The following is a 25,994-nucleotide window of genomic DNA, read 5'->3' as shown; positions in this document are numbered from 1 at the left end:
TCCTTGTATCGTGGGGATTCAATGGGGGGAGCGGAGGTAGCAGCCGCCACCTTCCTGGTGTTCATAAGGAGAAATTGACCATTCGGGGCCTGTCGATCGTCCGCTCCAGCGGTTGATTGGCCAGCGCCTCGTCCATCGGCCCGCCGGCCTTGTCCGCATCCGCGGCGCCCGGTTGCAGAGGGGACTTGAGGGCGATGCCCGAACCGCTGCCCGGCGAGCCGCCGGCGTTGATCTTCGCCAGCGGGCCGAACACGGTGACGCCGCTGGCGTCGAGCTTGGCCTCCACCTTGCGGTCGAGGTGGATGGTCTGGTGCTCCTCGGCCTTGAACTCGCTGTAGGCGTTGGCTTCCACGGTGTCGAGGCGTTCGTGGCCAACGCGGATCTTCTGGTCGTGCTCGATGTTTTCGTCCCAGTCGCGCTGGGCATGGATGAAGATCTGTTCCTGGCCCTTGCGGTCCTCGATGCGCAGTTCGTTGTAGCCGCTGCCGCCCGGCGAGCTGTTGCTCTTGAACAGGGTGCGGGTCTTGTGGGCCGGCAATTCGTAGGGCGGCAGGTGCTCGGCGTGGTACAGGCAACCACTGACCAGCGGCTGGTCCGGGTCGCCTTCGAGGAAGTCCACCAGCACCTCCATGCCGAATGTAGTTTCTGTGGCAATAACTCAAGATAGCGAGAGGAATGAGCGTTAAAAAATCGTCTCGACTTTCACCCTCATTACCTGCGACAGCACCTAGTCTATGCCACCCTCATACTTACCAGAGCCTGGATTGAAGCTCCAAACGTGCGACCTGATAAGTGCCTGGCCGTCCGCATATATGATTTCACCCGACTTATCTCGCTGATAGGAGAGGAACACGACATCTCTATAGCTGTTATTTAACGAACCAATCTCTTTCACACCCGCAAAATAATCCCCCCCCCCACAAATTGAAGAAAGCCCTTGCATTGGACGAAAATTCCGAAAGTTCTATCCTTGGCAGACCCCTGACTATCAAATGACTCAAATATGTAGTCCTTATTGCCATCACCATTAAGGTCTGCTTGATAGGCAATACGTCCTCGCTCCCGTGAAATGTCAGTGTCTTGAATAGTAGTTAAAATATTCGTAACTCTGTCACCCTCCCGCCACTCAGATAGGAAATTTCTTGTATTTTTTTCTCCTTTGCAGACTTCGACTTCACCAGCGACCACATTGAAGCTAGCGAAAAGCAACATGATTATCGGTAGTTTCATACTCAGACATCCATCAAGAAAGTACCTCTGCCGGTACGCACCGAGCCTTGCGGCTGGCCAGTACCAAACAGAATACTAGTAGATACAGTATTGTTCACAGCTGAGGCTGCAGTAAGCAGGCGTTCTGTCAACGCAGACTCATGAGTATCATCCCAGTTTGCCACTTGTAATTGCCAGTTCACCAAGGGGTTATCGTTTATCGCACCCTGAATTGCTGCAGTAATCCGCTCATAGGTGGGATGCACTACGTGGGATGGTCTATAAACATGCCAACGTAATAGAATAGCGACAGCCTTTTCAGATGTAAAAACCTCCCCCAAAGTACTATTTGTCGTACTTGTATTAACTTGAAAGCTAACACTTTTTCTTCGAATGTCCCGAATTCTCTGTTTGGCCATTCCCCACATCGCCTGCCGATACTCAGGAATCGTTCTGCCTGCCATACTAATTCTGTAGATCCAATGCCAGTTCTTTAAATAGGCGGCCTCTGCCTTTTCCTTCAAGAGAGGGTTGAATTCAGTTTCGGCGTGAGTTGATTGTAATGGTAAATGAGTTTCGTTAGTCAGCTTGATCCATGTGGTATATGTTCTCGTACTGGGCGAATAAAGATTCTCGTTACCCCACTCGTATTCAGGATAAAGACCAAAGCTCCCGAACACCTTACTAAAACTAGCTTCGCTACGCCCTGCAAAATATGCGATGAATGCCGGAAATTCTGCCTTGTCGTACTCATTTCCATTAGATGCCCCCATTGTCCAATGACATGGCCCAGTCGAAATCAAGGAGTTATCCCAAGCGTTGATTACATCAAACCTCCCATAGCACTCAGCCTCGGCAACGACTCTTATTACGCGATATGTAGATATTGGTGCTGTATTCAGTTGCTCTGGATTTGCTGGGATGCCTAGCATGTTTTCGACTGTCATTTCCGCTTCTGGAGACCAGCTATGTCTTTTAGTCGAATTGGGACCACCCTGAGTATCATAGTAACCAATAGCGTGATATTTAGATGCGGTTCTAGTAGCGGGGTAGGTGTAATATTGAGTGAAATCCCGAGCAAAGATGCGCGGAGCACTACTTGTAAAACTGTCATGCTTCCATAGGTTCGAACCACCATCGGGCAAGGTAGTCCGCGCTCCTGCCTGGTTTACCGACCAAGCCTCAATCACAACTGGACATCGGTAATGATTCTCTAGCCAGAACTCAATGGCTGCCCTAGTGCCTGAATTAACCACTCCACTTACGGGGCCTGTATACAAATGACCATTGGCTATTTGCTCTAGAGAGTCAACATAATATGATTTCGGCTCATCTGTTGACCCAAGTGCGTTAGGCGCCTGCCCTGCCTGGGCAACAATGTGAGCGGAACTGTCATAATAAACTTCGCTGTTATTAACTAGCTTCGGGCTCCCAGTGGATGTCAGTAACAACTGACCAATTCTGTTTTCTTTAACTCGTGCCGCATGAGTCATTCTGGCATATATCTGAAACTCTCTGACTGCCCACTCGCTCGATTTACCAAAGCCGCCATCAGGGGTACCAATAATAGCGAAGCCAAGTGTTCGCAAGTCTTCTTGTAGGTGTCTTACATGCTCTGGAATCGTGAGTGATACGGTACTGCTGGAAGCTCCGGAAGCCCCTGTTTCTGCAGTCCCTTGCTGTATAGAGGGGTTATCTACCCCACCCCAACGTGGAGGCGTACTCTGCTGTGCATTCCCGTCGTGGTCGCCTCGACAAAGATCGAAATTTCCGTATTTCATACTTCTGCCTTCCTATACATTGTGCTGCTTAACTAAAAGATCTTGCTCAGAGGCGGTTATGTGATCCTTATCAGTTAGTTGACAAGCTCGTTGAAAACATCGCGTTGCATACTGAGTCTTTGGACCATCAATTCCGTCTAATTCACCACTGTAGAAGCCCAAGTTTTTTAATCGAGACTGCCGGCCGAGGACTTCATTGGCAGGAGCTTGTTTATTAATATTGAGCTCCCATGCCCATGCCCATGCCCATGCCCATGCCCATGCCTGATGCTCTTGCCCGAATGGATAGAACGTCAGAGTGGCTTTTTTTGCTCCATCCGAAATCGGGTGATCAATATATCCGCCCGCAGCAGTGGTTCCTCTAAGTTCAATTCCGTCCATATTCAATATATACGGCTGACCAGCTATGCCTTCCTTCTCAAATGGCCGCTTGAGCTGTACTCGCAATCGGTTGCCTAGTTCCTGTGTAGGCTGAGAGGCGGCCAAGTTACTGGCTACCTGCTTGAGCACCTCCCCCGCTTTGTCATTATCCGCTGCTCCTGGTGGCACCGGCGACTTGAGGGCGATGCCCGAACCGCTGCCCGGCGAGCCGCCGGCGTTGATCTTCGCCAGCGGGCCGAACACGGTGACACCGCTGGCGTCGAGCTTGATGAAGCTGCCGCCGGCCTTGAGGGTCAGTTCCTGGCCGGCCTCGATCACCAGTTTCTGCCCGGCCTTGAGGTGGATTTCCCGGCCGGCGCGGGTCAGTTGGGCGTTGCCCAGGCGGATGTGTTGGTTGTTGGCCACCGCCAGGTGGTCGTCGAGCTTGGCTTCCACCTTGCGGTCGAGGTGGATGGTCTGGTGCTCCTCGGCCTTGAACTCGCTGTAGGCGTTGGCTTCCACGGTGTCGTGGCGCTCGTGGCCGACGCGGATCTTCTGGTCGTGCTCGATGTTTTCGTCCCAGTCGCGCTGGGCATGGATGAAGATCTGCTCCTGGCCCTTGCGGTCCTCGATGCGCAGTTCGTTGTAGCCGCTGCCGCCCGGCGAGCTGTTGCTCTTGAACAGGGTGCGGGTCTTGTGGGCCGGCAGTTCGTAGGGCGGCAGGTGCTCGGCGTGGTACAGGCAGCCGCTGACCAGCGGCTGGTCCGGGTCGCCTTCGAGGAAGTCCACCAGCACTTCCATGCCGACGCGCGGGATGGCCACGGCGCCCAGGGCGTTGCCGGCCCAGCCGCTGGCCACGCGCAGCCAGCAACTGGTCTTGTCGTCGGCCTGGCCCTCGCGGTCCCAGTGGAACTGCACCTTGACCCGCCCGTATTTGTCGCAGTGGATTTCCTCGCCCGCCGGGCCGGTCACCACGGCGGTCTGGGTACCCAGCACCCGCGGCTTGGGGTGGGCCAGCGGCGGGCGGTAGTGCACGTCCCAGGGGGTGGCGAGGAAGCGGTTGCGGTAGCCCTGATGGAAGTCGTCCTGGCTGTCGGCGGTGTCGCTGGTGATGGACTCTTCCAGCACCTGCGGCTGCCTGCCTTCGTGCCGTACTTCGGTGAGCAGCCAGAGGTCGTTCCATTCGCCGCGCGGGTGCTCGGACATTTCCAGGAAGTGGCCGCTGCACAGGTTCGGCTGGTCGCTGCGGCCCTCGGCCTGGCGGTAGTCGGCGCGGTGCCTTTCCAGGCTGCGTTGGCTCAGCAGCTTGCCGCGCTCGCGGTCGGTGAAACGGCCGGGGTAGTCGTAATCTTCCAGGTCCGGCTGGTCCTGTTTCTGCTGCGGCCGGTAGGCCGCTTCCATGCGCAGGCGCGGCTTCTGGAAGTCGTAGTCGCGACGGGTCACGCGGCTGGTGCGGCCTTCCAGGCGCAGGACGAAGCCCTTGATCACCGGCTCGTCGGCCACCAGGCCGGTGTCGGCGATGTAGGGCGTGGGCTGGCCCAGGCGCGGGAAGGCGGTCTGGTCGTCGCCGAACACCAGCAGGTGCCCGTCGGGGCTGTGCTCGAAGTGGTAGTGGAGGCCTTCCTCTTCGCACAGGCGCTGGACGAAGTGCAGGTCGCTCTCGTCGTACTGGGTGCAGTAGTCGCGCGGCGGGTAGACGGTGGGGCCGAGCTGGAAGCGGTAGGCGTCGGCGAGGATGCCGTGCTCCTCCAGCACCCGGGCGATGATCTGCGGCACCGTCAGCTGCTGGAAGATGCGCTGGTTGCTGCGCAGCGCGAGGCAGGCCAGCTGCGGCGCCAGGACCACGCGGTAGCGGGTCAGGCGCTGGCCGGCGTCGCCTTGCCCAGCCTGCTGGATCAGCCCGTGGACGCCCGGCCCGGCGGGGCTGAAGGCGAGGAACGCGGGCTTGTGCAGCAGGGCTTCCAGGTCGAGGCCGGGGCGTTCGCTGACCAGTTCCAGCTCGAAGCGGTAGGGTTGGCTGATGACTTCGCGACCGTGGAAGCGCAGGACCTGGAAGTCGTGCTCCAGGCCGTCGAGGGTCAGGCTGAAGTGGGTCTGGTTGGCCGGGTTGAACATGCTCGGGCTCCCTGGTGCGGAGCCCGTCATTAAGAGGACGAAGCCGGGAGCTGGATGTCGGCCGTTTCCGAGAGTGTTGGCGGACGCAGGTGAAGGCATCTGCAGATGCCAAGCCGTTGCCGGTCAGCCCGGCCCGCGTATCGGTGGGCTTAACCCATGCCTGTATCCGGTCGCCTTGGAGGGAGAGCACCTCCCGCAGCGCCAGGCGGAAACGACATTTCCGGCCCGGCTTCCGGTTCCTCCGTGCGGAAGCGTCCTTTCACCTCGCCTTTGCCCGCAACGCCCGGAATACGGGCCTTCCAGGCGTTGGCACCGATATTGCTCCCAGGCTCGCAAAGGGGTACCCGACCATGGCAACCATAGATTCCGATTACGTCCAGCAGATGGCGACCCAGCTGGCCCAGTACGACATCCAGGCGTCGCAGACGCGGCTGAACCGCAACAAGACCAGCTACAACAGCGAGCTGTCCGCGGTCACCCAGCTGAAGTCGGCGCTGAGCACCTTCTCCTCGGCGGTGAGCGGGCTCAAGAGCAGTTCCAGCAGCACCAGCAACATGCTGGTCAACAGCGCCACCTTCAGCGCCGAGGGCTATGCCACCGCCAGCGTCGGTTCCACCGCGGTTTCCGGCAGCTACCAGTTCTTCGTCAAGCAGCTGGCGGCCAAGGACCAGGTGGCCCTGCAGGGCCTGAGCGACGGCGACCTGGGCAGCGGCGACCTGACCATCGGCCAGGGCAGCGACAGCTTCAGGATCGACATGAGCGGCATCACCAGCCTCAGCGCCCTGGCTTCGGCCATCAACGGCGCTTCCGACAACACCGGCGTCAAGGCCACCCTGGTGCGCAGCGACGGCGCGGTGAACCTGGTGCTGACCAGCGACGAGAGCGGCGAGGACCAGGCCATCACTCTGTCCAGCAGCAATGCCGCGATGCAGGGCTCCATCGATGCCCGCAAGCAGCTTTCCAGCGCCCAGGACGCCATCGTCTACCTGGGCGGGCAGGGCGGCATCGAGCTGCGCAACGCCAGCAACACCTTCGACAAGGCCATCGACGGCGTGAGCCTGACCTTCACCAAGGTCAGCGACCCGGCCGAGGCGCCGCTGAGCCTCGACATCGGCCGCGACAAGGACGCCACCAGCAAGAAGCTGCAGGGCTTCCTGGACGCCTACAACACCCTGATGAGCAGCATCGGCACGCTGACCGCCAGCGGCAGCGGCAGCACAACCCGCGGCGCGCTGGCCGGGGACTCGGCGGTGCAGGCGATCAAGTCGGCGGTCAATGGCCTGATCCGCACCAGCTTCGGCGGCGTCAACCTGATCGGCTACGGCGTCAGCGCCGACAGCAGCGGCAAGCTGACCCTCGACAGCAGCAAGCTGGAGAAGGCTCTGGCGCAGAACGCCGACGGCTTCGAGCAGCTGTTCAGCGACAAGGGCAACCTGATCGACAGCCTGAGCAGCGCGCTCAAGACCTACACCAGCTCCACCAGCGGCCTGCTGACCTCGCGGGTGAACAGCCTGAACGACAAGCTGGCCGACATCGACGACCAGTTCGACGACCTGCAGACGCGCTACAACAACTCGTACGCGCGCTACCTCAAGCAGTACACCAACCTCATGCAAGTCATGAATTCCATGGACCAGACCTCCAGCATGTTCACATGACCTATTCGATGAACGAAGGCTACGACAGCTACCGCACCACGGACCTGGAGGCGCGCGCCGCCGCGGCGTCGCCCTACGAACTGGTGCTGGTGCTGTTCGACGGCCTGCTCGACGAACTGGCCCGCGCCCGCGGGCATATCGAGGCCAAGCGCTTCCAGCACAAGGGCCGCTCCCTGGACAAGTGCATGAACATCCTCAACGGCCTGTCCAGCGCCCTCGACTACGAGGCCGGCGGGCAGGTGGTGCAGGACCTGGCGCGGCTCTACGACTACTGCATCTACCGCCTCTCGGACGTCAGCGTGAACCTGTCCCTGGAGGGCCTGGACGAGGTGGCCGGCCTGCTCGGCACCCTGCGCGAAGGCTGGGCCGGTGTCCATGCCGCCCGTGGCTGATCCGCGTGTGCGCGAGCTGCGCAGCCTCCACGCGCGCCTGGGCGAGGTGCTGGCGCGCAGTGAGTGGGCGAACCTGGGCGAGGTCGACGGCGCCATCCGCGCGCTGCTCGAACGCCTGGCCGCCGGCCCCGCGCTGGACGCCGCCGGCATGGAGGCCAAGCGTCGTTTGCAGCAGTTGCACGAGCAGGCGCGGCGCGCCTGCGCGCAGGAGGTGGAGCGCCTGCGCCAGTTGCTGGCGAGCCACCTGGAGTACGCCGAAGGGCGCTCCGCCTACATGCAGATAGACCGCCTGCTGGCCGGGAGATGACAGTGTTGCAGCTGAACAGCCGCCTGGCCGCGGACGCCGCGCCGGGCAAGGACGCGCCCCTGCCGGCCGTGGCCGCCATGGGCACCGGGCAGATGGCCGAAGGTGTTGCCGCCAGGGGCTCGGAGGCGGCGGGCGAGGTGCTGCCGGCCTTCGCCGCGCAATTGGCCAAGGGCGCGGAAGCGGCCGAGGCGCCGGCGGAAACGCCATCGACCCCCGCCGACCCGGCCGTATCGCAGGACGCACAACCGCAGCCCGACCCGAGCCTGGGCGCCTTGCCGGGCGCCGAGCAATGGCTGGCCAGCATGCTCGGCCAGCGCGAGGTAACGCTGCAGGCCCGCGATGCCGGACAGGCCGGCGATGCCGCGAGCGCCCCGCTATCCCGTGGCTTGCCCGCCAACCTGCCGCTGCCGCAATTGCCCCAGGGCGTGGTCGAGGCCGCGCCGACGCCGGCCCAGGGCCAGCCGCTGCCGAGCCTGGCGCTGCGAGCCAAGGCCGAGGAAGCGCCGCCGGCGAAGACCGAAAGCGCCGGCGACGAACTGCTGCGCATCCAGCTCGACAAACTCGCCGGTCAGGCGCAGCCGAGTGCTGCGCCGGTGCAGGCGAACGCCCCGGCCGTGGCGAGCGATGCCCAGCCGCTGCCGGCCAGCCACGTGCCCGAGCGCCAGTTGAACCTGCAGGCGCCGGCCGAGCGCTGGGGCGAGCAGTTGCTCAATGCCCTGCGCGACAACGTCGAACTGCAATTGCGGCACAACCAGCAGAGCGCTGCCATCCGCCTGGACCCGCCGGAGCTGGGGCGCCTGGAAATCTACCTGAGCCGGGACAACGCCGGCCTGACGGTGCAGATCCACGCCGCCCAGGGCGACGTCGCGCGCCTGCTGCAGCAGGGCGCCGAACGCCTGCGCCAGGACATCGCCGGGGCCAGCCAGCAGCCGGTGGAGGTGCAGGTCTCCGACGGCCGCGCCGGCCAGCAGCAGGCGCAACAGCAACAGGCCCAGCAGGGACGCCCGGCGCCCTGGCTGGATGACGCGCCGAGCCGCGCGGCAATTCTGGAACCCGAAGCGGCGCCGGACGAGGCACGCCGCCCGGGCGACGTGCTGGTCACCGTCTAGCGCCGGGCAATCAATGCAAACCGAGGATCGGGAAACCGTCATGACGATGCGCCGCATCATGTTGTTGTTCACTGTTCTGAATCTGCTGATCGCCGCCGGCGGCGTGGCCGGCACCTGGTACCTGGCGCGCCCGCTGCTGGCCGCCCAGGCCAAGGCCGGCGAGGCGGCCGGCGCCGGGCAGGACGCGGCGCAGGAAGAGGAAGCGCCGGGCGAATACGAGTTCTTCCCGGTCAACAAGATCATCGTCAGCCTGCCGGGCAGCGATGGCCGCGAGCACTACTTCGTGCTCGACCTGGTGCTGCAGGCCGAGCTGGGCACCGAGCAGAAGAAGCTGCAGCAGATCGACCCCGTGGTGCGCAACTCGGCGGTGGCGCACCTCTCCGCGCTGACCTACGAGCAACTGCGCGGCAAGAGCATCCCGGGGCTGCAGGGCGAGCTGGAGCAGGTGCTGCTGGCCGACTTCGCCACGCGCAAGGTGGCCGCGCCCTTCCAGCACGTGCTGGTCAGCAAGCTGATCGTGCAATAGGGGCCCGCCCATGAACGCCCACTGCGCCCTCGACTACTGCAACCCCGCCGAGGCGGGCCACCCGGCCTTCGCCCCGGGCGCCGAGCAGCAATGGCTGATGCGCTACCTGCCGCTGGTGCGGCGGGTGGTCAGCCAGCTGTCGCTGCAGGCCAACCAGGTGCTGGACCGCGAGGACATGGAGCAGATCGGCCTGATGGGCCTGCTGGAAAGTCTGCGCCGCTACGGCACGCCCGACGAGCAGTTCGCCGGCTTCGCCGTGCTGCGCATCCGCGGCGCCATCCTTGACGAGCTGCGCCGCCAGGACTGGCGCCCGCGCCAGGTGCGGCTGCAGGCGCACAAGGTGCGCGACGGCATCCGCGAGCTGGCCCGGCGCCTGGGGCGGGTGCCCACGGACAAGGAAATCCTCGCCCACACCGGGCTCGACGAGCGCGCCTACCAGGACTACCTGCAGGCCGAGGCCTGCGAGGCCATCGAGAGCCTCGACGCGCTGCTCGGCGAGGGCCTGGAGAACCTGGTGGACGGCGAGTCGGCGCTGGAGGCGCGGGTGCTGCGCGAGCGCATGCTAGCCCAGGCCCTGGCACAGCTCAGCGAGCGCGAGCGCCTGGTGCTGACGCTGTACTACCAGCACGAGCTGAGCCTGAAGGAAATCGCCCTGGTGCTCGACGTGAGCGACGCCCGGGTCTGTCAACTGAGCAAGCAGGCGCTGAACAAGGCCTGCCGCTACCTGAGCGAGAGAAGCTAAATCATGCAGAAAGTCATAGGCGCGCTGATCATCGTCGCCTGCGTCCTGGGCGGCTACGCCATGGCCAACGGCGACATGGGCGTGCTCTGGCAGCCGGCCGAGGTGGTCATCATCCTCGGCGCCGGCCTGGGCAGCCTGGTGGTGGCCAACCCGCGCGAAGTGCTGCTGGAGATGCTTTCCCAGGTCAAGGGCGTGTTCGTCTACAAGCGCCGCGGCGAGGAGTTCCAGCGCCAGTTGCTGATGCTGCTCTACCAGCTGCTGGAGATGGTCGAGGTGGGCGGCCTGAAGGTGCTCGACGAGCACATCGAGGAGCCGGAGCAGAGCGAGCTGTTCGCCCGCTACCCGCTGATCCTCCAGGAAAGGAACCTGATGGCCTTCATCGCCGACAACTTCCGCCTGATGGCCATGGGCAAGATCAGCGCCCACGAGCTGGAAGGCTTCCTCGAACAGGAGCTGGACGCCATGGAGCACGCCCTGCTGCAGCCGTCGAAGTCGCTGCACAAGGTCGGCGAGGCCATGCCCGGCTTCGGCATCCTGGCGGCGATCATGGGCATCATCATCACCATGGGCAGCATCGGCGGCACCATCGGCGAGGTGGGCGCCCACGTGGCCGCGGCGCTGGTGGGCACCTTCCTCGGCATCTTCTTCTGCTACTGCCTGCTCGACCCGCTGTCCAACGCCATGGCCCAGCGGGTGAAGACCGAACTCTCGGCGCTGGAGTGCGTGCGCACCACCCTGGTCGCCCACGTCGCCGGCAAGCCCACGCTGCTGGCGGTGGACGCCGGGCGCAAGCTGATCGAGCAGGACGTCAAGCCGGCCTTCCGCCAGCTCGAGACCTGGGTCAACCAGTACGAGGATGAAAGGGAAGCGGCATGAGGAAGCGTGGCGAGCAGCCCCACGAAGTCATCATCAAGCGGCGCGGCAAGAAGGGCCACGCCGAGGAGCACAGCTCCGCCTGGAAGGTGGCCTTCGCCGACTTCACCCTGGCGATGATGGCGCTGTTCATGGTGCTGTGGATCGTGCAGCCGCGCAGCGTGATGCAGAACCCGGCGGTGGGCGACCTGCAGAGCAACCCGCTGGTGGACGGCGGCGCCGGGGTGTTCGACGGCTCCAGCCGCACGCCGGTGGAACTGGACGGCCTGCCCATGCCGGTGCAGCCGCAGAACCCGCCGCGCACGCCCGAGGGCACCCGCGCCAGTGTCGACGGCAGCCAGCCGGGCGAGGCCAGCGAGCCGCGCCACTACGATTCCAGCGTCGACCTGCAGGAACTGGCGGCGCTGATCCGCGCGGTGTCCGCGCAGACCGACGCGCTGGCCAACATCGAGGTCAAGGTGGTGCCCCAGGGCCTGCGCGTGCTGATCAAGGACGACCCCAAGCGCTTCATGTTCCCCCGCGGCAGCGCCATCCTCGATCCACATTTCCGCACGCTGCTGGCGGCCCTGGGCGGCGTGCTGGCGAAGGTCGACAACCGCCTGATCCTCAGCGGCCACACCGACGCCGTGCCCTACCGCGGGGCCAACGGCTACAACAACTGGAACCTCTCCGGCGACCGCGCCCTGCAGGCGCGCAACGTGCTGGTGGACGCCGGCCTGCCGGCGAACAACGTGCTCCAGGTGACCGCCCAGGCCGACGGCATGCCGCTGCTGCCGGAGGACCCGCAGAACGGCGCCAACCGTCGCATCGAACTGTTGTTGCTGACCGACAGCGCCGAGCAGCTGTACCGCCAGTTGTTCAGCGACGAACAGGCGCGTGTGCAGGTCGGTTCCGAGGGGGCGAAGTTCAGTGGTGGGCAGGGGGCCTCTGCGGCCAAGCCTTGATGGTTCTTTAGAGCCTGTTCACGATCTCGCGAGCTAGAGCAGAACAAGGCGAAAACAGGCGAGGGAGCGCAGTTTAGTCCGCTAAATGAGCATCACTCGCCTGTTTTTAACGCAGTTATGCCGACGCGCAGCAGATCGTGGATAGGTTCTCAAGGTTCGCCGGCGAAGCGCTCGGCACAATAGAGCTGGCGGGTTTCCTCGGCTAACAGACAGTCGCCGTGGGGCTGCAGGTTGAGCACGCTGTCGTTGTCGCTGCCGTAGAGCAGGTTGAACAGCAGCTCGTTGTCCAGCTGCGCGGCCTGCTGCAGTTCGGCCAGCTCGCTCTTTTCCACGCGCAGGCGTAGGTGGTCGAGGAAGCCCGACTCGACGTGGCCGGAGGTCTTCTGCACGGTATCGCCTTGGCGCGTCACCGCATAGAAGCGACCGTCGCGCAGCAGCAGGCTGTGCTCCAGGCGCAGGACGCGGCCGTCGGCGAGGATCAGCTGGCCGCTGCTGCGGTAGCGGCCGTCGAACTCGCTGGCGGAGCGGTAGTTGAGCCAGGTGGCGGTCATCCCGCTGAACAGGCCCAGGCTCAGCATTGCGCTGCCGGCGAGCAGGTGCAGGCGCTTCATGGCAGGCAGCTCCGCAGTTGCTCGTCGCCCAGGCGGGCGAGCTGGTCCTGGTGGATCAGCAGCAGGCGGGTGGAGGCTTGGGCGCTGCTGCAGGCCACTTCGTAGAAGCCGGCATGGCGCGACAGGGTGAAGCGCGCGGGCTGCTCGCTCAGCGCGGCTAGGCGCGCGCTCAGGGCGCCGGTGCGTTCGCGCAGCTGGGCCAGGCCCTGGGGGCGCGCATCGAAATAGGTGAAATGCTTGTTGCCGATGTCCAGGTCCGCGCGCAGGTCCTGGGTTCGCTGCAGGGCATAGTGCAGCGTGGCGGCCAGGGCCAGCCCAACCAGCAGCAGCGGCGCCGCCACGGCCAGCAGCTCGGGCCTGCGCCAGCGGCGGGCCGGACGCAGCGGCGGGGTGGCGGGCATGGCGGCCGGGGCCGGTTCCTGATCGGGGAGGGGCGCGTCCTCGGCTTCGACCGGTGCGCGCACGGCGAAGCGCGGGTTGAGCATGTAGCCGCGGCGCGGCAGGGTCTGGATGATCTCGCGGCGCTTCTCGTCGCCGAGTATCTGGCGCAGCGTGTAGATCTGCTGGTTGAGGCTGCCCTGGCCGACCACCCGGTCGCTCCAGGCGTGGGCCAGCAATTCGTCGCGCGCCACCACCTCGCCGGGTTCGCGCAGCAGGCGTTCGAGCAGGCGGCTGCCGGAGAAGCCCAGCTCGACCTTTTCCTCGAAGCCCTCGCGCTGCAGCACCAACTGGTACAGCTCGGGCTGGAAGTGGGCGAGGCAACCGTCGGCCAGGCCGGTACGGATGAGGCGGGCGGGAAGGGGGCGGGCGTCGGCGACGGGCGTGATCTGAATCATGTCCATGAAGCGTCTGGCAGCCTGTCCCTGTACGAATTCGTATCGGTTCTGATGAAGAGGGACGACATTCTGGCGTCAATAAAATGTAGAGACAAGTCCCATTTCTATACCTTTCTTGCTTGACAGATTACTAATTCCACTCGCGTCGCCGGATTGCCCGGCCTCAACGGCAAACGCCCCGAACGGGTCGGGGCGTTTGCTTTCGGTCAGCTGCGCGGGACGGATCAGCCCAGCAGGGACATGACCATGCCCGGCATCTGGCCAGCCTGCTTGAGCATGGAGATGCCGGACTGCATCAGCATGCTGTTCTTGGTCATGGCGGCCGATTCGGAGGCGAAGTCGGCGTCCATGATGGTGCCCTTGGCCACGTCGGTGTTGTCCTTCATGTTGGCCAGGTTGTTGGCGGTGTGGTTCAGGCGGTTGATGTTGGCGCCGAACTGGGCGCGCAGGGTGCCGATGCTGTCCAGGGCGGTGCTCAGCTTGTCGATCATGCCGTTGGCGTTGGCCGCGCTCAGTTCGCTGCCGCTGGCGGCGGTGGCTGCGCCGCTGGCGGCGTAGACCGAGGAGATGTCGCTGAGCTTGGTGGCGACGTCGGTCAGGTTGCTGGAGGCGTTCACTTCCAGCGTCTCGGCGCTGCTGGCACCGATCTGGAAGTTGATGGCGGCGGAGAACTTGCCGTCGCTGCCGTCGACCTTGGTGCCGTCGCTGAACAGCTTGTCGCCGGCGTAGCTGGTGTTCTTCATGATGTTGGCCAGCTCTTTGCCCAGCTCGTCGTACTCGGACTGCATGGAGTCCTGGTCCTTCTCGCTGTTGGTGCCGTTGGAGGACTGGGTGGCCAGGTCCTTCATGCGCTGGACGATGTCGGTCATTTCGCTGAAGGCGCCTTCGGCGGTCTGCAGCAGGGACACGGAGTCGTTGACGTTGCGGGTGGCCACGGCCATGCCGCGGGACTGGGCGTCCAGGCGGGTGGCGATCTGCAGGCCGGCGGCGTCGTCGGCGGCGCTGTTCACGCGGTAACCGGTGCCCAGGCGCTGCTGGTTGGTGGCCAGCTTGGCGTTGGTCTTGTTCAGGTTGGTCTGGGTGGTCAGGGCGGAATAGTTGGTATGGATCGACAGAGCCATGGAATGAATCCTCGGATTGGGCTTGTGTAAAGCCGGCTTTGATCGCCTGCTGAAGGGGTAGGGCGACCGGGATGGAAAAGGGCTTAAGGGCCGATTCGAGAAATTCTTGCGGGAGGCGGGAAGAGGGCATCGCGGGCAGGGCCCGCTACGAAGAGCACCTCGGCGCGATCGACAAGGCAACTGCTCCAGTCGCACCAGGGACGCACGAACGGAGCGGACCTTGTCCGCGATAGCCAGGGGTATCGGCGCGATTCGCGGATGAGATCCGCTACGCCGCCTCACCCGTGTCATTCCCCTGTAGGAGCGCGCCCTGCGCGCGAAATCGCGGACAGGGCCCGCTCCTATGTATGGACTCACCCCCACCGTCAACCCGCTTTTGAACATGAAAACCCGACTGCATCTATGTATTAGGCCTGTTCGAGGAAGCCACGTCGGGCTTCTGGCCAACATTGGGTAAGCCCGCGGAATGCCGATTACAAAGAGGCCTCGAAGGCCGGTAGGAGCGTAGGCATCGATCCGCGACGGTCTGACCAGGGGTCAATGTTCTTCAGCAAGGGTTGGAGCGACTTGGCGCCCCGTTGGCGGGAACTCGTTGATCAGTGGCTCATTTCCATCTCCCGGCAAGCATTCGGCTTGCGCTGGTAGGTTTGTTCGCTGCACAGCAGCACCCAGGCGATACGCAGGTTGCGGTTGGCCAGTCGCACTGCTGCGCCCTTGCGCCCCAGACGTTGTAGCCAGCGCTGCAGGCGCCGATCATCCGGGTGTTCGGAATCGGGCCGCAGTTGCTTCAACACCGCATGCGAGCCCACCACCATCAGGCTGCGCACATAGGCGTCGCCACGTTTGGTCATCTTGCCCAGCCTTACCTTCTGCCCGCTGCTGTGCTGGTCGGGCACGATGCCGAAGTAGGCAGCGAACTGACGCGCATTGGCGAAACGTTCCGGCTCGACCTGTTTGGCCAGCAAAGCCGTAGCCGTGATCGGACCGATACCACGTACCGTCATCAGCCGTTTCGCTGTCGGGTCGGCGGCGGCACAGGCTTCCAGACGCCCGGTCAGCGCGGCGATACGCTCGCCCAGCCGTTGCCATTCGTTCAGCATCTCGTCGATCAGCTCGCGCAGCAGCGCCGGCAACGGCTGGCTGGCGTCTTCCAGCACCCGGGTGACACCTTGCTTCAAGCCCACATCCCCCTGCGCCAGGGCGATGCCCTGCTCCAGCAGCAGCCCGCGGATCTGATTGCCCATGGCGGTGCGCCGCTGCACATAGCCCCGCCGGACACGGTGCCAGGCCTGCATCGCCAGCGCCGCGACGCTCTTCACCGGCACCGACGCGATACTGCTATCCCGGCCCGCCCGCAGAATGGCGTGGGCATCATTGCGATCATTCTTCGCTCCGCTCCGGTGCTCGGCCACCCGCTGGGCCGGCAGGATACGCACCGGGTTGCCCTGCGCCTGCAGCAGCCGGGCCCAGGCTTGTGCTCCAGGGCCGGTCTCCATCAGCACCGTCACGCCCTCCGGCAGCTTCTGCAGAAACACCTGAAACGCTTCACGCGACTTGATTCGCTGTTCGTACGCCAGTTGACCCAGGGCGTCTTCCCCCGCCACCTGGAAGACCTTTTTCGCCAGATCCACGGCGACTGTCGTGCACACCGATACATCGGTTGCAGACACCGGCTTATTCATCGTCGTATGCTTTTTCATGGACTCACCCTCACTGTCGGTGGCTTCTTAGACCGCCACCGTGGCGCCTCGACGCCTTGGTGAGGGTGAGTCCATCCAATTACAGATTGCCGGGGGGGGCACGGTATTCCTCCCCCGTAGCGGACCTTGTCCGCGATAGCCGAAACCATCGGCGCGATTCGCGGATAAGATCCGCTTACGCTGCCCCACCCGTGTCATTCCCCTGTAGGAGCGCGCCCTGCGCGCGAAATCGCGGGCAGGGCCCGCTCCTACAGATTGCCGGGGGCACGGTATTCCTCCCCCGTAGCGGACCTTGTCCGCGATAGCCGAAACCATCGGCGCGATTCGCGGATGAGATCCGCTCCTACGCTGCCCCACCCGTGTCATTCCCCTGTAGGAGCGCGCCCTGCGCGCGAATCGCCGGCAGGGCCGGCGCTCGTTCATTCGAACGTGCTGCTGACCACTCCCGCCTCGACCACCCGCGCCTGGATCACCTTCTCGCTGCTCAGGTTGCGTACCTTGATCACTTCGCCCTGCTGCCCGTTGGCCAGGGCCTGGCCCGGGGTGCTGGCCTGGATGCCGTCGCGGCTGGCGTTGATGCGGACCTGCTGGCCGCGCTTGACCAGTTGCGCGCTGCTGAGCACCTGCGGGGTGAGCAGCTGGCCGGCGCGCAGGCGGCGGCGGGCGCCCTGGCCGATGAGCTGCTCGGGGCGGGTGAAGAAGCCGTGGTGGGCGCGGGCGATGTTCTGCGCTTGCAGCTTCAGGTCGCCGGCGCCCAGGACCTGGCCGCGGTCGATGATGGCGGCGGTCACCAGCACCGGCAGGAAGGCGTCGGCCTGGCTGCTGACCGTCACCGCCCAGCCGGCGCCGTCCGCGCAGCGCACTTCGTAGCGCTGGCGGGCCAGGGCCGAGGGTTCGTCGCTGCGCCTTTGCAGTTGCAGCGGCGTTCTGCAGGGCGCCGGCGGCAGGCTGCCGAGCAGTTCGTGGCTGAACTGGCTGCGCAGGCCCTGCCAGCCGTTGCGCCGGGCTTCTTCGCGCAGCTGCGCGTCCAGTTGCGCGCTCACCGCCTGTTCGACTTGCGCGCGGGCTTCGCCGGCGGCCTCGCAGGCGGGGCCGGCCAGGCCGGCGGCGAGGATCAGGAAGAGGGCGGAAAGGCTTTTTCCGCCCCGGCCCGCCAGACGACGCGAAAGCGGAAGCCGGGGGGCGGCCGGGGGCTGGCGGTGTGGGCTGGAGGTCAGTGAAATCAAGGCTTCGCTCGCTGTTCTCAAGTTAGGCACGGTTCCTGCTGAAGGGGACGCCAGCAAGAGTCAGGCCGGAGACAGCCACCGATGAGCATACGGGTAGAAGAATCCCTCGCCGTGCACGTGCGTGCGCTGCAGGTGCGCACCCAGCGCAGCGAGATCCTCGCCGCCAACCTGGCGAACCAGGACACCCCGGGCTTCCTCGCCCGCGATATCGACTTTGCCGGCGAGATGCGCCGCCTCGACCCGCAGGCCGAGGACGCCGGCCTGGCCTTCGCCGACGACGACGCGCAGCTGAAGTACCGCATCCCCAATCAGCCGTCGGAAGACGGCAACACCGTCGAGCAGGGCGTGGAGCAGTCGGAGTTCGCCCGCAACGCCATGGGCTTCCAGACCAGCCTGACCTTCCTCGGCATGAAGTTCCGCGGCCTCAAGCAGGCCATCGAAGGACGTTGAGCATGGCACTGGACTCCATCTACCGCATCGCCGGTTCCGCGATGACCGCGCAGACCGTGCGCCTGAACACCGTGGCCAGCAACCTGGCCAACGCCGATTCCGCCGCCTCCAGCGCCGATGCCGCGTACAAGGCGCGCAAGCCGATGTTCGCCGCCGTCTACGGCAACGACGAACTGGTGCGCGACGCCGGCATGGGCGGCGCCCGCGTGCAGGTGCTGGACGTGGTGACCTCCGGCACCGCGCCGCAGCGCCGCTACGAGCCGAACAACCCGCTGGCCAACCGCGACGGCTACGTCTACTACCCGGACGTCAACGAGATCGAGGAAATGACCGACATGATGTCGGCCACCCGCAGCTTCGAGACCAGCGTCGACGTCCTCAACCGCGTACGCAGCATGCAGCAGGGCCTGCTGAAGCTGGGAGAACAGTCATGACCAGCAGCGTCAACGGCACCAACTCCGCCAGCGGCAGCAGCGCTGGCGGCGACAGCGTCGGCGTCAACCTGACCGACGTGTCGCAGCTGCAGAACAACTTCATCACCCTGATGGTCGCGCAGATCCAGTACCAGGACCCGACCGACCCGGTGGACAGCACCCAGTTCGTCAACCAGTACTCGCAGCTGTCCCAGGTGCAGAGCCTGGAGAACCTCAACACCATCCAGAAGAACAGCCTGGTGCTCGCCGACAACCTGCAGAACCTCACCGCCGCCGGCCTGGTGGGGCAGAAGGTGATGGTCTCGGTGGACAGCCTGCAGCTGGACGACGCCGTGGTCGATGGCCAGGTGCAGCTGGAGCACGCCTCCACCAGCACCACCCTGAAGCTGACCAGCGCCGCCACCGGCGAGGTGACCAAGCTCGCCCTCGGCCCGCAGGAGGCCGGCAGCGTGGCCTTCAGCGTCGACCCGCAGAAGCTCGGCCTGGCGCCGGGCAAGTACGGCGTCGAGGTCGAGACCAGCAGCGGCGAGAAGCCCAAGGTCGAGGTCGGCGGCAAGGTCAGCCACGTACGCGTCAGCGAAAGCGGCCCGGTACTGGAAGTCGAGGGCGCCGGTTCCGTGCCCTTCTACAACATCGTCGAATTCGGCAGCGCGGCTGCCTGATCCCGCCCAGGAGAACCCCGATGAGCTTCAATATTTCCCTGACCGGGCTGAACGCCGTCAGCGAGCAGCTGGACACCGTCAGCAACAACATCGCCAACGTCGGCACCGTCGGCTTCAAGTCTTCGCGCACCGAGTTCGGCAGCGTCTACGCCGACAGCCAGGCGATGGGCGTGGAAGTGCTGGGCAGCACCCAGAGCATCAGCCTCGGCGGCAGCCTCACCAACACCAGCCGCAACCTCGACCTGGCCATCTCCGGCGCCGGCTTCTTCATGGTCAAGAGCGCCACCGGCGAGACCCAGTACACCCGCGCCGGGGTGTTCAACACCGACAACGCCAACTACATGGTCAACGCCTCCGGCCAGCGCCTGCAGGGCTACTCGGTGGACGCCGCCGGCAACCTGCAGGCCGGCGTGCTCGGCGACCTGCAGGTGAAGACCGCCAGCCTGCCGGCCAAGGCCACCGACAGCCTGGACTTCGTCGCCAACCTCGACGCCGACGGCGAAGTGCCGGCCCTGGCCTTCGACCCGGCCGACGCCTCCACCTACAACTCCACCTACACCACCAAGGTCTACGACTCCCAGGGCAAGGAACACACCCTGACGCAGTACTTCGTGAAGACCGCCGACAACGCCTGGACCAGCCACTACTACGCCGACGGCAACGCCGTGGGCACCCAGGCGCTGAGCTTCGACAGCGCCGGCATGCTGACCTCGCCCAGCGCGCCCTTCACCCTCAACGTCGGCGGCCTGGCCGGCGGCGTGAACGCCCTGGCGATCAACGTCGACTACACCGGCACCACCCAGTACGGCTCCGACTTCGCCGTCACCACCAACAAGGCCTCCGGCTATGCCTCCGGCGACAAGACCGGCCTGACCGTCGACGAGGACGGCATGGTCTACGTCAACTACAGCAACGGCCAGCGCCTGCTGCAGGGCCAGGTGGTGCTGGCCAGCTTCGTCAACCCCGAGGGCCTGCGCGCGGTCAGCGGCACCGCCTGGACCGAGACCTCGGCCTCCGGCGGCCCGCTGGTGGGCGCCCCCGGCGGCGGCCAGTTCGGCGACCTGGTGGCCGGCGCGCTGGAAGGCTCCAACGTCGACCTCACCGCGCAGCTGGTGAGCCTGATGGAAGGCCAGCGCAACTACCAGGCCAACACCAAGGTGCTGACCACCGACAAGGAACTCACCCAAGCGCTGTTCGGCGCCGTCTGAGGCTGACCCATGGACCGCCTGGCCTATACCGCGATGAGCGCCGCCAGCCGCACTCTGCAGTCGCTGCAGGTGCGCGCCAACAACCTGGCCAATGCCAACACCCCGGGGTTCCGCGCCGACATGGAGCGCGTCAGCGCCGTGGACGTGAGTGGCTACGGCTACGACAGCCGGCACCTGGCGCGCCTGGAGAGCAACGGCGTCGACATGGCGCCCGGCACCCTCACGGTGACCGGCCGCGACCTCGACTTCGCCATCCGCGGCCAGGGCCTGATCGCCCTGCAGGACGGCGAGGGCGAGGCCTACACCCGCCACGGCAGCATGCTCGTCGACAGCGAAGGGCGGCTGACCATCAACGGCCGCCAGGTGCTGGGGGAGGGCGGCCCGATCGTCCTGCCCGAGTACGACAGCGTGAACATCGGCGAGGACGGCACCGTCTCGGTGATGCCCCGCGGCGACTACCTGATGACCGAGGTGGACCGCATCAAGCTGGTCGATGCCCCGGCCGCCGAGCTGCAGAAGAACGCCGCCGGCCTGCTGGTGCGCAAGGACGGCCAGCCGGCCGAGGCTGCCGACAACGTGCGCCTGGTCAGCGGCTACCTGGAGGCGAGCAACGTGTCGTCGATCGACCAGCTCACCGCGACCATGAGCCTGAACCGCATGTTCGAGACCCAGGTGAAGATGATGAAGGCCGCCGAGGACATGGCGTCCGCCGGCGACCGCCTGCTGCGCGACTGACGCGCCCCGTACAACCCGGCCGCGCCGCGCGCGGCCCGCGAAGGAGATACCGCATGAGTTCGGCACTGTGGGTGAGCAAGACCGGCCTGGCCGCGCAGGACACCGCGCTGTCGGCGGTGGCCAACAACCTGGCCAACGTCAACACCACCGGCTTCAAGAGCGACCGGGTGGTCTTCGAGGACCTGTTCTATTCCATCGACCGCCAGCCCGGCGCCCAGGCCGACCAGGTCAACACCGTGCCCTCGGGCATCCAGCTGGGCAGCGGCGTGCGCGTGGCCGGCACGCAGAAGGTGTTCACCGAAGGCAGCATGCAGACCACCGGCCAGCCGATGGACCTGGCCGTGGTCGGCCGCGGCTTCTTCCAGGTGGAAGCGCCCAACGGCGACACCCTGTACACCGAGAACGGCCAGCTGCAGCTCAACTCCGACGGCGTGGTGGTCAACGCCCAGGGCCTGCCGCTGATCCCCAACATCGAGGTGCCGGCCGGCAGCAGCAGCTTCACCGTGGGCAGCGACGGCACCGTCACCGCGATCATGGCCGGCGAGACGCAGCCGACCCAGCTGGGCCAGATCACCCTGGTCAACTTCACCAACCCGGCGGGCCTGGAAGCCCTGGGCGGCAACCTCTACCGCGAGACCGTGGCCAGCGGCCAGCCGGTGGAAGGCGTGCCCGGCGAGGATGGCCTGGGCACCCTCAAGCAGGGCGTGCTGGAAGGCTCCAACGTGCAGGTGGTGGAGGCCATGGTCAACATGATCGCCATCCAGCGCGCCTACGAGGCCAACGCCAAGGTGCTGGACGCCGCCTCCGGCATGCAGCAGTTCCTCAACCAGACCGTATGACCGCCATGAGCCGCCTGCCGACGCTGCTCGCCCTGCTGCTATTGGGCGGCTGCGCGAGCTTCAACGAGATGCTCCCGGAAGAGGACTCCAGCGCCTACCAGCCGCCGACCCTCGACTACAGCCTGCCGCCCACCACCGGCGGCGGGCTGTACCGCCCCGGCTACTACGGCGGCCTGGTGCAGGACCAGCGCGCCCTGCGCGTGGGCGACGTACTCACCGTGGTGCTGGAGGAGCAGACGCAGTCGAGCAAGAGCGCCGGCACCAGCTTCGACAAGAGTTCCAGCCTGGGCATCGGCATCCCCACCATCCTCGGCCACAGCTACGACCGCCTGGAAAGCTCGGCGGACAGCTCGCGGGACTTCAAGGGCGACGCCAAGAGCGAGCAGCAGAACTCCCTGCGCGGCGCCATCGCGGTGACCGTGCACCAGGTGCTGCCCAACGGCACCCTGGTGGTCCGCGGCGAGAAGAATCTGCGCCTGAACCAGGGCTCGGAGTTCATCCGCCTCACCGGCCTGGTGCGGGTGGAGGACATCAACCGCAACAACCAGGTGTCCTCGCAGAACGTCGCCAACGCCAACATCTCCTACGCCGGGCGCGGCGTGCTCAACGACAGCAACTCGGCCGGCTGGCTGACGCGCTTCTTCACCCACCCCCTGTTCCCGCTGTGAGGCGCTGCCGGCCATGCGAGCCATCCTGAAGTACCTGCTGCCGCTGACGCTGTTCTGCTGGCCCCTGGCGAGTCGCGCCGTGCCGCTGCTGGAACTGGTGGACGTGGAGGGCATCCGCGGCAACCAGCTGATCGGCTACGGCCTGGTGGTCGGCCTCGACGGCACCGGCGACAAGACCCAGGTGAAGTTCACCAGCCAGTCGGTGGTGAACATGATCAAGCAGTTCGGCGTCAACCTGCCGGCCAACATCGACCCCAAGCTGAAGAACGTCGCCGCGGTGAGCATCACCGCCGAAGTGCCGCCCTCGTACAGCCCCGGGCAGACGGTGGACGTCACCGTGTCCTCGCTGGGCGACGCCAAGAGCCTGCGCGGCGGCCAGCTGCTGCTCACGCCGCTGCGCGGCATCGACGGCGAAACCTACGCCCTGGCCCAGGGCGCGGTGGCCGTGGGCGGCCTCAACGCCAGCGGCCAGAGCGGCTCCAGCGTCACCATCAACACCGCCAACGGCGGGCGCATCCCCAATGGCGCGACCGTCGAGCGGATGATCCCCAGCGACTTCGCCAGCCGCCCGGACATCATGCTCAACCTGCGCCAGCCCAGCTTCCAGACCGCCGCGCACATCGTCACCGCGCTGGACAACCTGCTCGGCGCCGGCAGCGCCCAGGCCCTGGACGGCACCAAGGTCAGCGTGCGCGCGCCGGTCTCGGCCAACCAGCGCACCAGCTTCATGGCCCTGCTCGAAGGCGTGGAGGTGCAGGAAGGCCGCGAACGGCCCAAGGTGGTGTTCAACAGCCGCACCGGCACCGTGGTCATCGGCCAGGGCGTGCGGGTGAAGGCCGCCGCGGTGTCCCACGGCAGCCTCACCGTGACCATCAGCGAGAACCCCCAGGTCAGCCAGCCGGCGCCGTTCTCCGGCGGCCGCACCACGGTCACGCCGCAGTCCGACGTCAACGTCGCCCTGGACAAGAAGCCGATGTTCCGCTGGCCCGAGGGCGCCAGCCTGCAGGGCATCATCGACACCGTGAACAGCCTCGGCGCCACCCCGGACGACGTCATGAGCATCCTCCAGGCGCTGGAGAAGGCCGGCGCGCTGAACGCCGAACTCATCATCATCTAGGGCGCGCGCATGAGCATCGTTTCACTCCCCACCGCGCTGAACGCCGCGCGCGGCCAGGACGGCAATCCCCAGGCGCGCCTGGAGGCGGCCGCCGAGCAGTTCGAGGCGCTGTTCCTGCAGCAGATCCTCAAGCAGATGCGCAAGGCCGGCGACGTGCTCTCGGCCGGCGGCATCGGCCGCAGCCGCGACCTGGACACCATGCGCGACTTCTACGACGGCGTGCTCGCCGACAACCTGGCCGAGCGCAAGCAGACCGGCATCGCCGCGCTGCTGGTGCGCCAGCTTTCCGGCCAGGACGCCGACAGCCGCGGCGAGGCGCTGGCCGGCGGCGACCAGCTGGGCCTGCCGCGCAGCCTGCAGCAGGCCGTGGCGGCCGACTGGCAGCGTGGCGTGCAGGCCGCCGGGCGGCTCTGGCAACGCGGCAGCGCGGCCTTCGGCGAACTGGTGGACAGCCTGATCGACCACGAATCCGCCGGCGACGTCGCTGCCATCTCGCCCAAGGGCGCCCGCGGCCTGATGCAGCTGATGCCCGACACCGCGCGGGAAATGGCCGCCAAGCTGGGCCTGGAGTTCGACCCGCAGCGCCTGACCCAGGACGGCGCCTACAACCGCCAGCTCGGCAGCGCCTACCTCGACGAGATGCTGCAGCGCTACGACGGCCACCGCGCCCTGGCCCTGGCCGCCTACAACGCCGGCCCCGGCCGGGTGGACGAGTGGCTGAAGAGCAACGGCGATCCGCGCCGCGGCGAGATCAGCGGCGAGGCCTGGATCGAACGCATCCCCTTCGAGGAAACCCGCCGTTACACCCGCGGCATCCTCGACGACCTCGATCGCCGCGGCCAGGCTGCGGCGCCGGCGCCGCTTAAGCCGGCGGCCGAACCGGTCGCCTATCAACAGCAGGGCACGCAACACCAGGCACTCTCCGCCGCCTTCGCCCAACCGATCCGCCTTCAGCCCAAAGGGAAGCAGTCGTGAGCAATTTGACGCAGATCGCCTACAGCGGCGTGCGCGCCTCGGAGATCGGCCTGTCGATCACCGGGCAGAACACCTCCAACGTCAACACCCCCGGGTTCAGCCGCCTGTCGGTGCTCACCAGCTCCCTCGGCGGGCAGGGCTCGCTCAGCCCCGGCGGCGGGGTGAAGGTGACCGGCATCCGGCGCATGTCCGACGACTTCCTCAACCAGCAGCTGTGGCGCGCCACCACCGCGCAGAACTACTACAGCAACGCCCAGCAGTACCTGGGCGCGCTGGAGGACCTGATGTCCAGCGACGGCGCCAGCATCAGCGTCGGCCTCGACAACTTCTTCGCCGCCCTGAGCGAGGCCAGCGCCACCCCGGACTCCACCGCCCTGCGCCAGCAGATCATCGCCGAGACCGGCAACCTGGCGCAGCGCTTCAACACCCTCTCCGGCAACCTCGACACCCAGCTCAAGTCCCTGCAGGAACAGCGCGGCACCATGGTCGGCGAGATCAACGGCCTGACCGGCAACATCGCCCTGCTGAACAAGAAGATCGTCGCCGCGCAGTCCGCCGCCGCCGACCCCTCGGCCCTGCAGGACCAGCGCGACGCGCTGATCACCCAGCTCAGCCAGTACAGCAGCATCCGCACCAGCGCCGCCGCCGACGGCTCGGTCTCGGTGTCCCTGGCCAACGGCCAGCCGCTGGTGGCCGGCGCCTCCGCCGCGCAGCTGAAGGTCAGCCTGACCAGCAGCGGCGAGCAGGACGTCAGCCTGGCCTTCGCCGGCACCCAGTTCGCCATCCACCAGCAGGACCTGGGCGGCGCCATGGGCGCGCTGTACGACACCGAATACCAGACCCTGCGGCCGAACCTCGACAGCCTGGCGCAGATGGCCACCCAGGTCGCCGACCTGGTCAACTCCACCCTGGCCGGCGGCTACGACCTCAACGGCAACCCCGGCCAGGCGCTGCTGCAGGCCAACCCCGGCAGCACCGCCAAGCTGCTCAGCCTCACCGGCCTGCAACCCACCGAACTAGCGCTGTCCGACAGCGCCGGGGAGAAGGGCAACAACGGCAACCTGCTGAAGCTGATCGACCTGAAGAGCCAGGTCATCACCCTCGACGGCAACCAGGTGACGCTCAACGACGCCTACGCCGGGCTGATCGGCCGGGTAGCCAGCGACAGCCGGCAGAACCAGGCCGACCTGGACACCGCCAAGACCGTGACGCAGCAGGCGCAGAACCAGCGCGACAGCGTCAGCGCGGTGAACCTGGACGAGGAGGCGGTCAACCTGATGACCTACCAGCAGGCCTACCAGGCCAACATGAAGGTCATCAGCACCGCCAAGGACCTGTTCGACAGCATGCTCGCGGCGTTCTGAACGCCGTAGCCCGCCACCCGACGAGACGCCCC

General features: G+C 65.8%; 26 protein-coding genes and 2 pseudogenes. 18 read left to right on the top strand and 10 right to left on the bottom strand.

Going from position 1 to position 25,994, the window contains the following annotated elements:
* Positions 1-61: 61 nt before the first annotated feature.
* The 5 genes and pseudogenes from PcP3B5_RS17295 to PcP3B5_RS17290 all read right to left on the bottom strand — a co-directional run.
* A pseudogene (locus tag PcP3B5_RS17295) lies at positions 62-634 on the bottom strand (bacteriophage T4 gp5 trimerisation domain-containing protein); the annotation flags it as partial.
* Between the two features lie 257 nt (positions 635-891).
* Complete coding sequence (locus PcP3B5_RS31495) at positions 892-1,230, bottom strand: hypothetical protein (protein WP_145923914.1); 339 nt, start codon at positions 1,228-1,230, stop codon at positions 892-894.
* Between the two features lie 2 nt (positions 1,231-1,232).
* Complete coding sequence (locus PcP3B5_RS31490; RefSeq protein WP_145923913.1) at positions 1,233-2,990, bottom strand: peptidoglycan-binding domain-containing protein; 1,758 nt, start codon at positions 2,988-2,990, stop codon at positions 1,233-1,235.
* A 12-nt stretch (positions 2,991-3,002) separates the two neighbouring features.
* Entirely contained in the window at positions 3,003-3,371 is a 369-nt protein-coding gene (locus PcP3B5_RS32445) for a peptidoglycan-binding domain-containing protein (RefSeq protein ID WP_338052377.1), read from the bottom strand.
* Positions 3,372-3,449: 78 nt separating this feature from the next.
* Positions 3,450-5,465: pseudogene (locus PcP3B5_RS17290) on the bottom strand (type VI secretion system Vgr family protein); the annotation flags it as partial.
* 350 nt (positions 5,466-5,815) lie between these two features.
* Here PcP3B5_RS17290 and fliD point away from each other — a divergent pair.
* Genes fliD through PcP3B5_RS17250 form a run of 8 tightly spaced genes read left to right on the top strand, consistent with a single transcriptional unit; the run spans position 5,816 to position 12,016 of the window.
* Positions 5,816-7,123, top strand: a complete 1,308-nt coding sequence (gene fliD, locus PcP3B5_RS17285; protein ID WP_061561972.1) for a flagellar filament capping protein FliD — start codon at positions 5,816-5,818, stop codon at positions 7,121-7,123.
* Positions 7,120-7,515 (top strand): flagellar export chaperone FliS, encoded by a 396-nt coding sequence (fliS, locus tag PcP3B5_RS17280; protein ID WP_009622771.1) that lies wholly within the window; start codon positions 7,120-7,122, stop codon positions 7,513-7,515. Before fliD ends, fliS begins: the two co-directional genes overlap by 4 nt.
* Positions 7,499-7,822 carry a hypothetical protein gene (locus PcP3B5_RS17275; RefSeq protein WP_061561971.1) on the top strand — a complete coding sequence of 108 codons (324 nt, stop codon included), beginning with the start codon at positions 7,499-7,501 and terminating at the stop codon, positions 7,820-7,822. Before fliS ends, PcP3B5_RS17275 begins: the two co-directional genes overlap by 17 nt.
* Before the next feature lie 2 nt (positions 7,823-7,824).
* Positions 7,825-8,931, top strand: coding sequence for a flagellar hook-length control protein FliK (locus PcP3B5_RS17270; protein WP_061561970.1), 1,107 nt, complete (start codon positions 7,825-7,827; stop codon positions 8,929-8,931).
* Positions 8,932-8,971: 40 nt separating this feature from the next.
* Positions 8,972-9,457, top strand: coding sequence for a flagellar basal body-associated FliL family protein (locus PcP3B5_RS17265; protein WP_061561969.1), 486 nt, complete (start codon positions 8,972-8,974; stop codon positions 9,455-9,457).
* A gap of 10 nt (positions 9,458-9,467) precedes the next feature.
* Entirely contained in the window at positions 9,468-10,199 is a 732-nt protein-coding gene (locus PcP3B5_RS17260) for a FliA/WhiG family RNA polymerase sigma factor (protein WP_061561968.1), read from the top strand.
* 3 nt (positions 10,200-10,202) lie between these two features.
* The gene (gene motA / locus PcP3B5_RS17255) at positions 10,203-11,075 is read left to right on the top strand and encodes a flagellar motor stator protein MotA (RefSeq protein ID WP_009622761.1); all 873 of its coding nucleotides are present in this window, start codon (positions 10,203-10,205) and stop codon (positions 11,073-11,075) included.
* Positions 11,072-12,016: an OmpA family protein gene (locus PcP3B5_RS17250; RefSeq protein WP_058072804.1), complete on the top strand. Its 945-nt coding sequence runs from the start codon at positions 11,072-11,074 to the stop codon at positions 12,014-12,016. Before motA ends, PcP3B5_RS17250 begins: the two co-directional genes overlap by 4 nt.
* Positions 12,017-12,165: 149 nt before the next feature.
* On the opposite strand, the gene PcP3B5_RS17245 is transcribed toward PcP3B5_RS17250, so the two are convergent.
* From PcP3B5_RS17245 to flgA, 5 genes are all read right to left on the bottom strand, one after another.
* Positions 12,166-12,627 carry a hypothetical protein gene (locus tag PcP3B5_RS17245; protein ID WP_051879055.1) on the bottom strand — a complete coding sequence of 154 codons (462 nt, stop codon included), beginning with the start codon at positions 12,625-12,627 and terminating at the stop codon, positions 12,166-12,168.
* Positions 12,624-13,469, bottom strand: coding sequence for a winged helix-turn-helix domain-containing protein (locus tag PcP3B5_RS17240; protein WP_061561967.1), 846 nt, complete (start codon positions 13,467-13,469; stop codon positions 12,624-12,626). The genes PcP3B5_RS17245 and PcP3B5_RS17240 overlap by 4 nt, the downstream gene beginning before the upstream one ends.
* 218 nt (positions 13,470-13,687) lie before the next feature.
* Positions 13,688-14,584 carry a lateral flagellin LafA gene (lafA, locus tag PcP3B5_RS17235; protein WP_043313291.1) on the bottom strand — a complete coding sequence of 299 codons (897 nt, stop codon included), beginning with the start codon at positions 14,582-14,584 and terminating at the stop codon, positions 13,688-13,690.
* A 596-nt stretch (positions 14,585-15,180) separates the two neighbouring features.
* Positions 15,181-16,284 (bottom strand): IS110 family RNA-guided transposase, encoded by a 1,104-nt coding sequence (locus PcP3B5_RS17230; RefSeq protein ID WP_061561966.1) that lies wholly within the window; start codon positions 16,282-16,284, stop codon positions 15,181-15,183.
* A gap of 419 nt (positions 16,285-16,703) precedes the next feature.
* On the bottom strand, positions 16,704-17,510 hold the full coding sequence (gene flgA, locus PcP3B5_RS17225) for a flagellar basal body P-ring formation chaperone FlgA (RefSeq protein ID WP_237143044.1): 807 nt from the start codon (positions 17,508-17,510) through the stop codon (positions 16,704-16,706).
* A gap of 81 nt (positions 17,511-17,591) precedes the next feature.
* On the opposite strand from flgA, the gene flgB reads away from it, so the two are divergent.
* The 10 genes from flgB to flgK are packed head-to-tail and all read left to right on the top strand — an operon-like array spanning position 17,592 to position 25,962.
* Positions 17,592-17,960: a flagellar basal body rod protein FlgB gene (gene flgB / locus PcP3B5_RS17220; RefSeq protein ID WP_009622749.1), complete on the top strand. Its 369-nt coding sequence runs from the start codon at positions 17,592-17,594 to the stop codon at positions 17,958-17,960.
* A 2-nt stretch (positions 17,961-17,962) separates the two neighbouring features.
* Complete coding sequence (flgC, locus tag PcP3B5_RS17215) at positions 17,963-18,394, top strand: flagellar basal body rod protein FlgC (RefSeq protein WP_043271835.1); 432 nt, start codon at positions 17,963-17,965, stop codon at positions 18,392-18,394.
* Complete coding sequence (locus tag PcP3B5_RS17210; protein ID WP_061561965.1) at positions 18,391-19,056, top strand: flagellar hook capping FlgD N-terminal domain-containing protein; 666 nt, start codon at positions 18,391-18,393, stop codon at positions 19,054-19,056. Before flgC ends, PcP3B5_RS17210 begins: the two co-directional genes overlap by 4 nt.
* Positions 19,057-19,076: 20 nt before the next feature.
* Complete coding sequence (gene flgE / locus PcP3B5_RS17205; RefSeq protein ID WP_061561964.1) at positions 19,077-20,264, top strand: flagellar hook protein FlgE; 1,188 nt, start codon at positions 19,077-19,079, stop codon at positions 20,262-20,264.
* A gap of 9 nt (positions 20,265-20,273) precedes the next feature.
* Entirely contained in the window at positions 20,274-20,999 is a 726-nt protein-coding gene (locus tag PcP3B5_RS17200; RefSeq protein ID WP_061561963.1) for a flagellar basal body rod protein FlgF, read from the top strand.
* A gap of 53 nt (positions 21,000-21,052) precedes the next feature.
* Positions 21,053-21,838, top strand: coding sequence for a flagellar basal-body rod protein FlgG (gene flgG / locus PcP3B5_RS17195; protein ID WP_009622739.1), 786 nt, complete (start codon positions 21,053-21,055; stop codon positions 21,836-21,838).
* 5 nt (positions 21,839-21,843) lie between these two features.
* Positions 21,844-22,506: a flagellar basal body L-ring protein FlgH gene (flgH, locus tag PcP3B5_RS17190; RefSeq protein WP_043313434.1), complete on the top strand. Its 663-nt coding sequence runs from the start codon at positions 21,844-21,846 to the stop codon at positions 22,504-22,506.
* Between the two features lie 13 nt (positions 22,507-22,519).
* Positions 22,520-23,623 carry a flagellar basal body P-ring protein FlgI gene (locus PcP3B5_RS17185; RefSeq protein ID WP_061561962.1) on the top strand — a complete coding sequence of 368 codons (1,104 nt, stop codon included), beginning with the start codon at positions 22,520-22,522 and terminating at the stop codon, positions 23,621-23,623.
* Positions 23,624-23,632: 9 nt separating this feature from the next.
* Positions 23,633-24,598 carry a lytic transglycosylase domain-containing protein gene (locus PcP3B5_RS17180; protein ID WP_043313297.1) on the top strand — a complete coding sequence of 322 codons (966 nt, stop codon included), beginning with the start codon at positions 23,633-23,635 and terminating at the stop codon, positions 24,596-24,598.
* Positions 24,595-25,962, top strand: coding sequence for a flagellar hook-associated protein FlgK (gene flgK, locus PcP3B5_RS17175; protein ID WP_061561961.1), 1,368 nt, complete (start codon positions 24,595-24,597; stop codon positions 25,960-25,962). The genes PcP3B5_RS17180 and flgK overlap by 4 nt, the downstream gene beginning before the upstream one ends.
* Positions 25,963-25,994 lie beyond the last annotated feature (32 nt).

This window comes from Pseudomonas citronellolis (assembly GCF_001586155.1).
GTDB classification, from domain to species: domain Bacteria; phylum Pseudomonadota; class Gammaproteobacteria; order Pseudomonadales; family Pseudomonadaceae; genus Pseudomonas; species Pseudomonas citronellolis.
The sequence above is the reverse complement of the archived record's forward strand: the minus strand, read 5'-3'. Positions and strand labels throughout refer to the sequence as shown.

Coding starts and splice junctions, on each gene's coding strand:
- PcP3B5_RS31490 (WP_145923913.1), bottom strand. CDS start 2,990: ATGAAATACGGAAATTTCGATCTTTGTCGAGGCGACCACGACGGGAAT.
- fliS (WP_009622771.1), top strand. CDS start 7,120: ATGACCTATTCGATGAACGAAGGCTACGACAGCTACCGCACCACGGAC.
- PcP3B5_RS17210 (WP_061561965.1), top strand. CDS start 18,391: ATGACCAGCAGCGTCAACGGCACCAACTCCGCCAGCGGCAGCAGCGCT.
- motA (WP_009622761.1), top strand. CDS start 10,203: ATGCAGAAAGTCATAGGCGCGCTGATCATCGTCGCCTGCGTCCTGGGC.
- flgE (WP_061561964.1), top strand. CDS start 19,077: ATGAGCTTCAATATTTCCCTGACCGGGCTGAACGCCGTCAGCGAGCAG.
- PcP3B5_RS17265 (WP_061561969.1), top strand. CDS start 8,972: ATGACGATGCGCCGCATCATGTTGTTGTTCACTGTTCTGAATCTGCTG.
- PcP3B5_RS17240 (WP_061561967.1), bottom strand. CDS start 13,469: ATGGACATGATTCAGATCACGCCCGTCGCCGACGCCCGCCCCCTTCCC.
- flgC (WP_043271835.1), top strand. CDS start 17,963: ATGGCACTGGACTCCATCTACCGCATCGCCGGTTCCGCGATGACCGCG.
- PcP3B5_RS17180 (WP_043313297.1), top strand. CDS start 23,633: ATGAGCATCGTTTCACTCCCCACCGCGCTGAACGCCGCGCGCGGCCAG.
- PcP3B5_RS31495 (WP_145923914.1), bottom strand. CDS start 1,230: ATGAAACTACCGATAATCATGTTGCTTTTCGCTAGCTTCAATGTGGTC.
- PcP3B5_RS17275 (WP_061561971.1), top strand. CDS start 7,499: ATGCCGCCCGTGGCTGATCCGCGTGTGCGCGAGCTGCGCAGCCTCCAC.
- fliD (WP_061561972.1), top strand. CDS start 5,816: ATGGCAACCATAGATTCCGATTACGTCCAGCAGATGGCGACCCAGCTG.
- PcP3B5_RS17185 (WP_061561962.1), top strand. CDS start 22,520: ATGCGAGCCATCCTGAAGTACCTGCTGCCGCTGACGCTGTTCTGCTGG.
- PcP3B5_RS17245 (WP_051879055.1), bottom strand. CDS start 12,627: ATGAAGCGCCTGCACCTGCTCGCCGGCAGCGCAATGCTGAGCCTGGGC.
- lafA (WP_043313291.1), bottom strand. CDS start 14,584: ATGGCTCTGTCGATCCATACCAACTATTCCGCCCTGACCACCCAGACC.
- PcP3B5_RS17250 (WP_058072804.1), top strand. CDS start 11,072: ATGAGGAAGCGTGGCGAGCAGCCCCACGAAGTCATCATCAAGCGGCGC.
- PcP3B5_RS32445 (WP_338052377.1), bottom strand. CDS start 3,371: ATGGACGGAATTGAACTTAGAGGAACCACTGCTGCGGGCGGATATATT.
- flgH (WP_043313434.1), top strand. CDS start 21,844: ATGAGCCGCCTGCCGACGCTGCTCGCCCTGCTGCTATTGGGCGGCTGC.
- PcP3B5_RS17200 (WP_061561963.1), top strand. CDS start 20,274: ATGGACCGCCTGGCCTATACCGCGATGAGCGCCGCCAGCCGCACTCTG.
- flgG (WP_009622739.1), top strand. CDS start 21,053: ATGAGTTCGGCACTGTGGGTGAGCAAGACCGGCCTGGCCGCGCAGGAC.
- flgB (WP_009622749.1), top strand. CDS start 17,592: ATGAGCATACGGGTAGAAGAATCCCTCGCCGTGCACGTGCGTGCGCTG.
- PcP3B5_RS17260 (WP_061561968.1), top strand. CDS start 9,468: ATGAACGCCCACTGCGCCCTCGACTACTGCAACCCCGCCGAGGCGGGC.
- PcP3B5_RS17230 (WP_061561966.1), bottom strand. CDS start 16,284: ATGAAAAAGCATACGACGATGAATAAGCCGGTGTCTGCAACCGATGTA.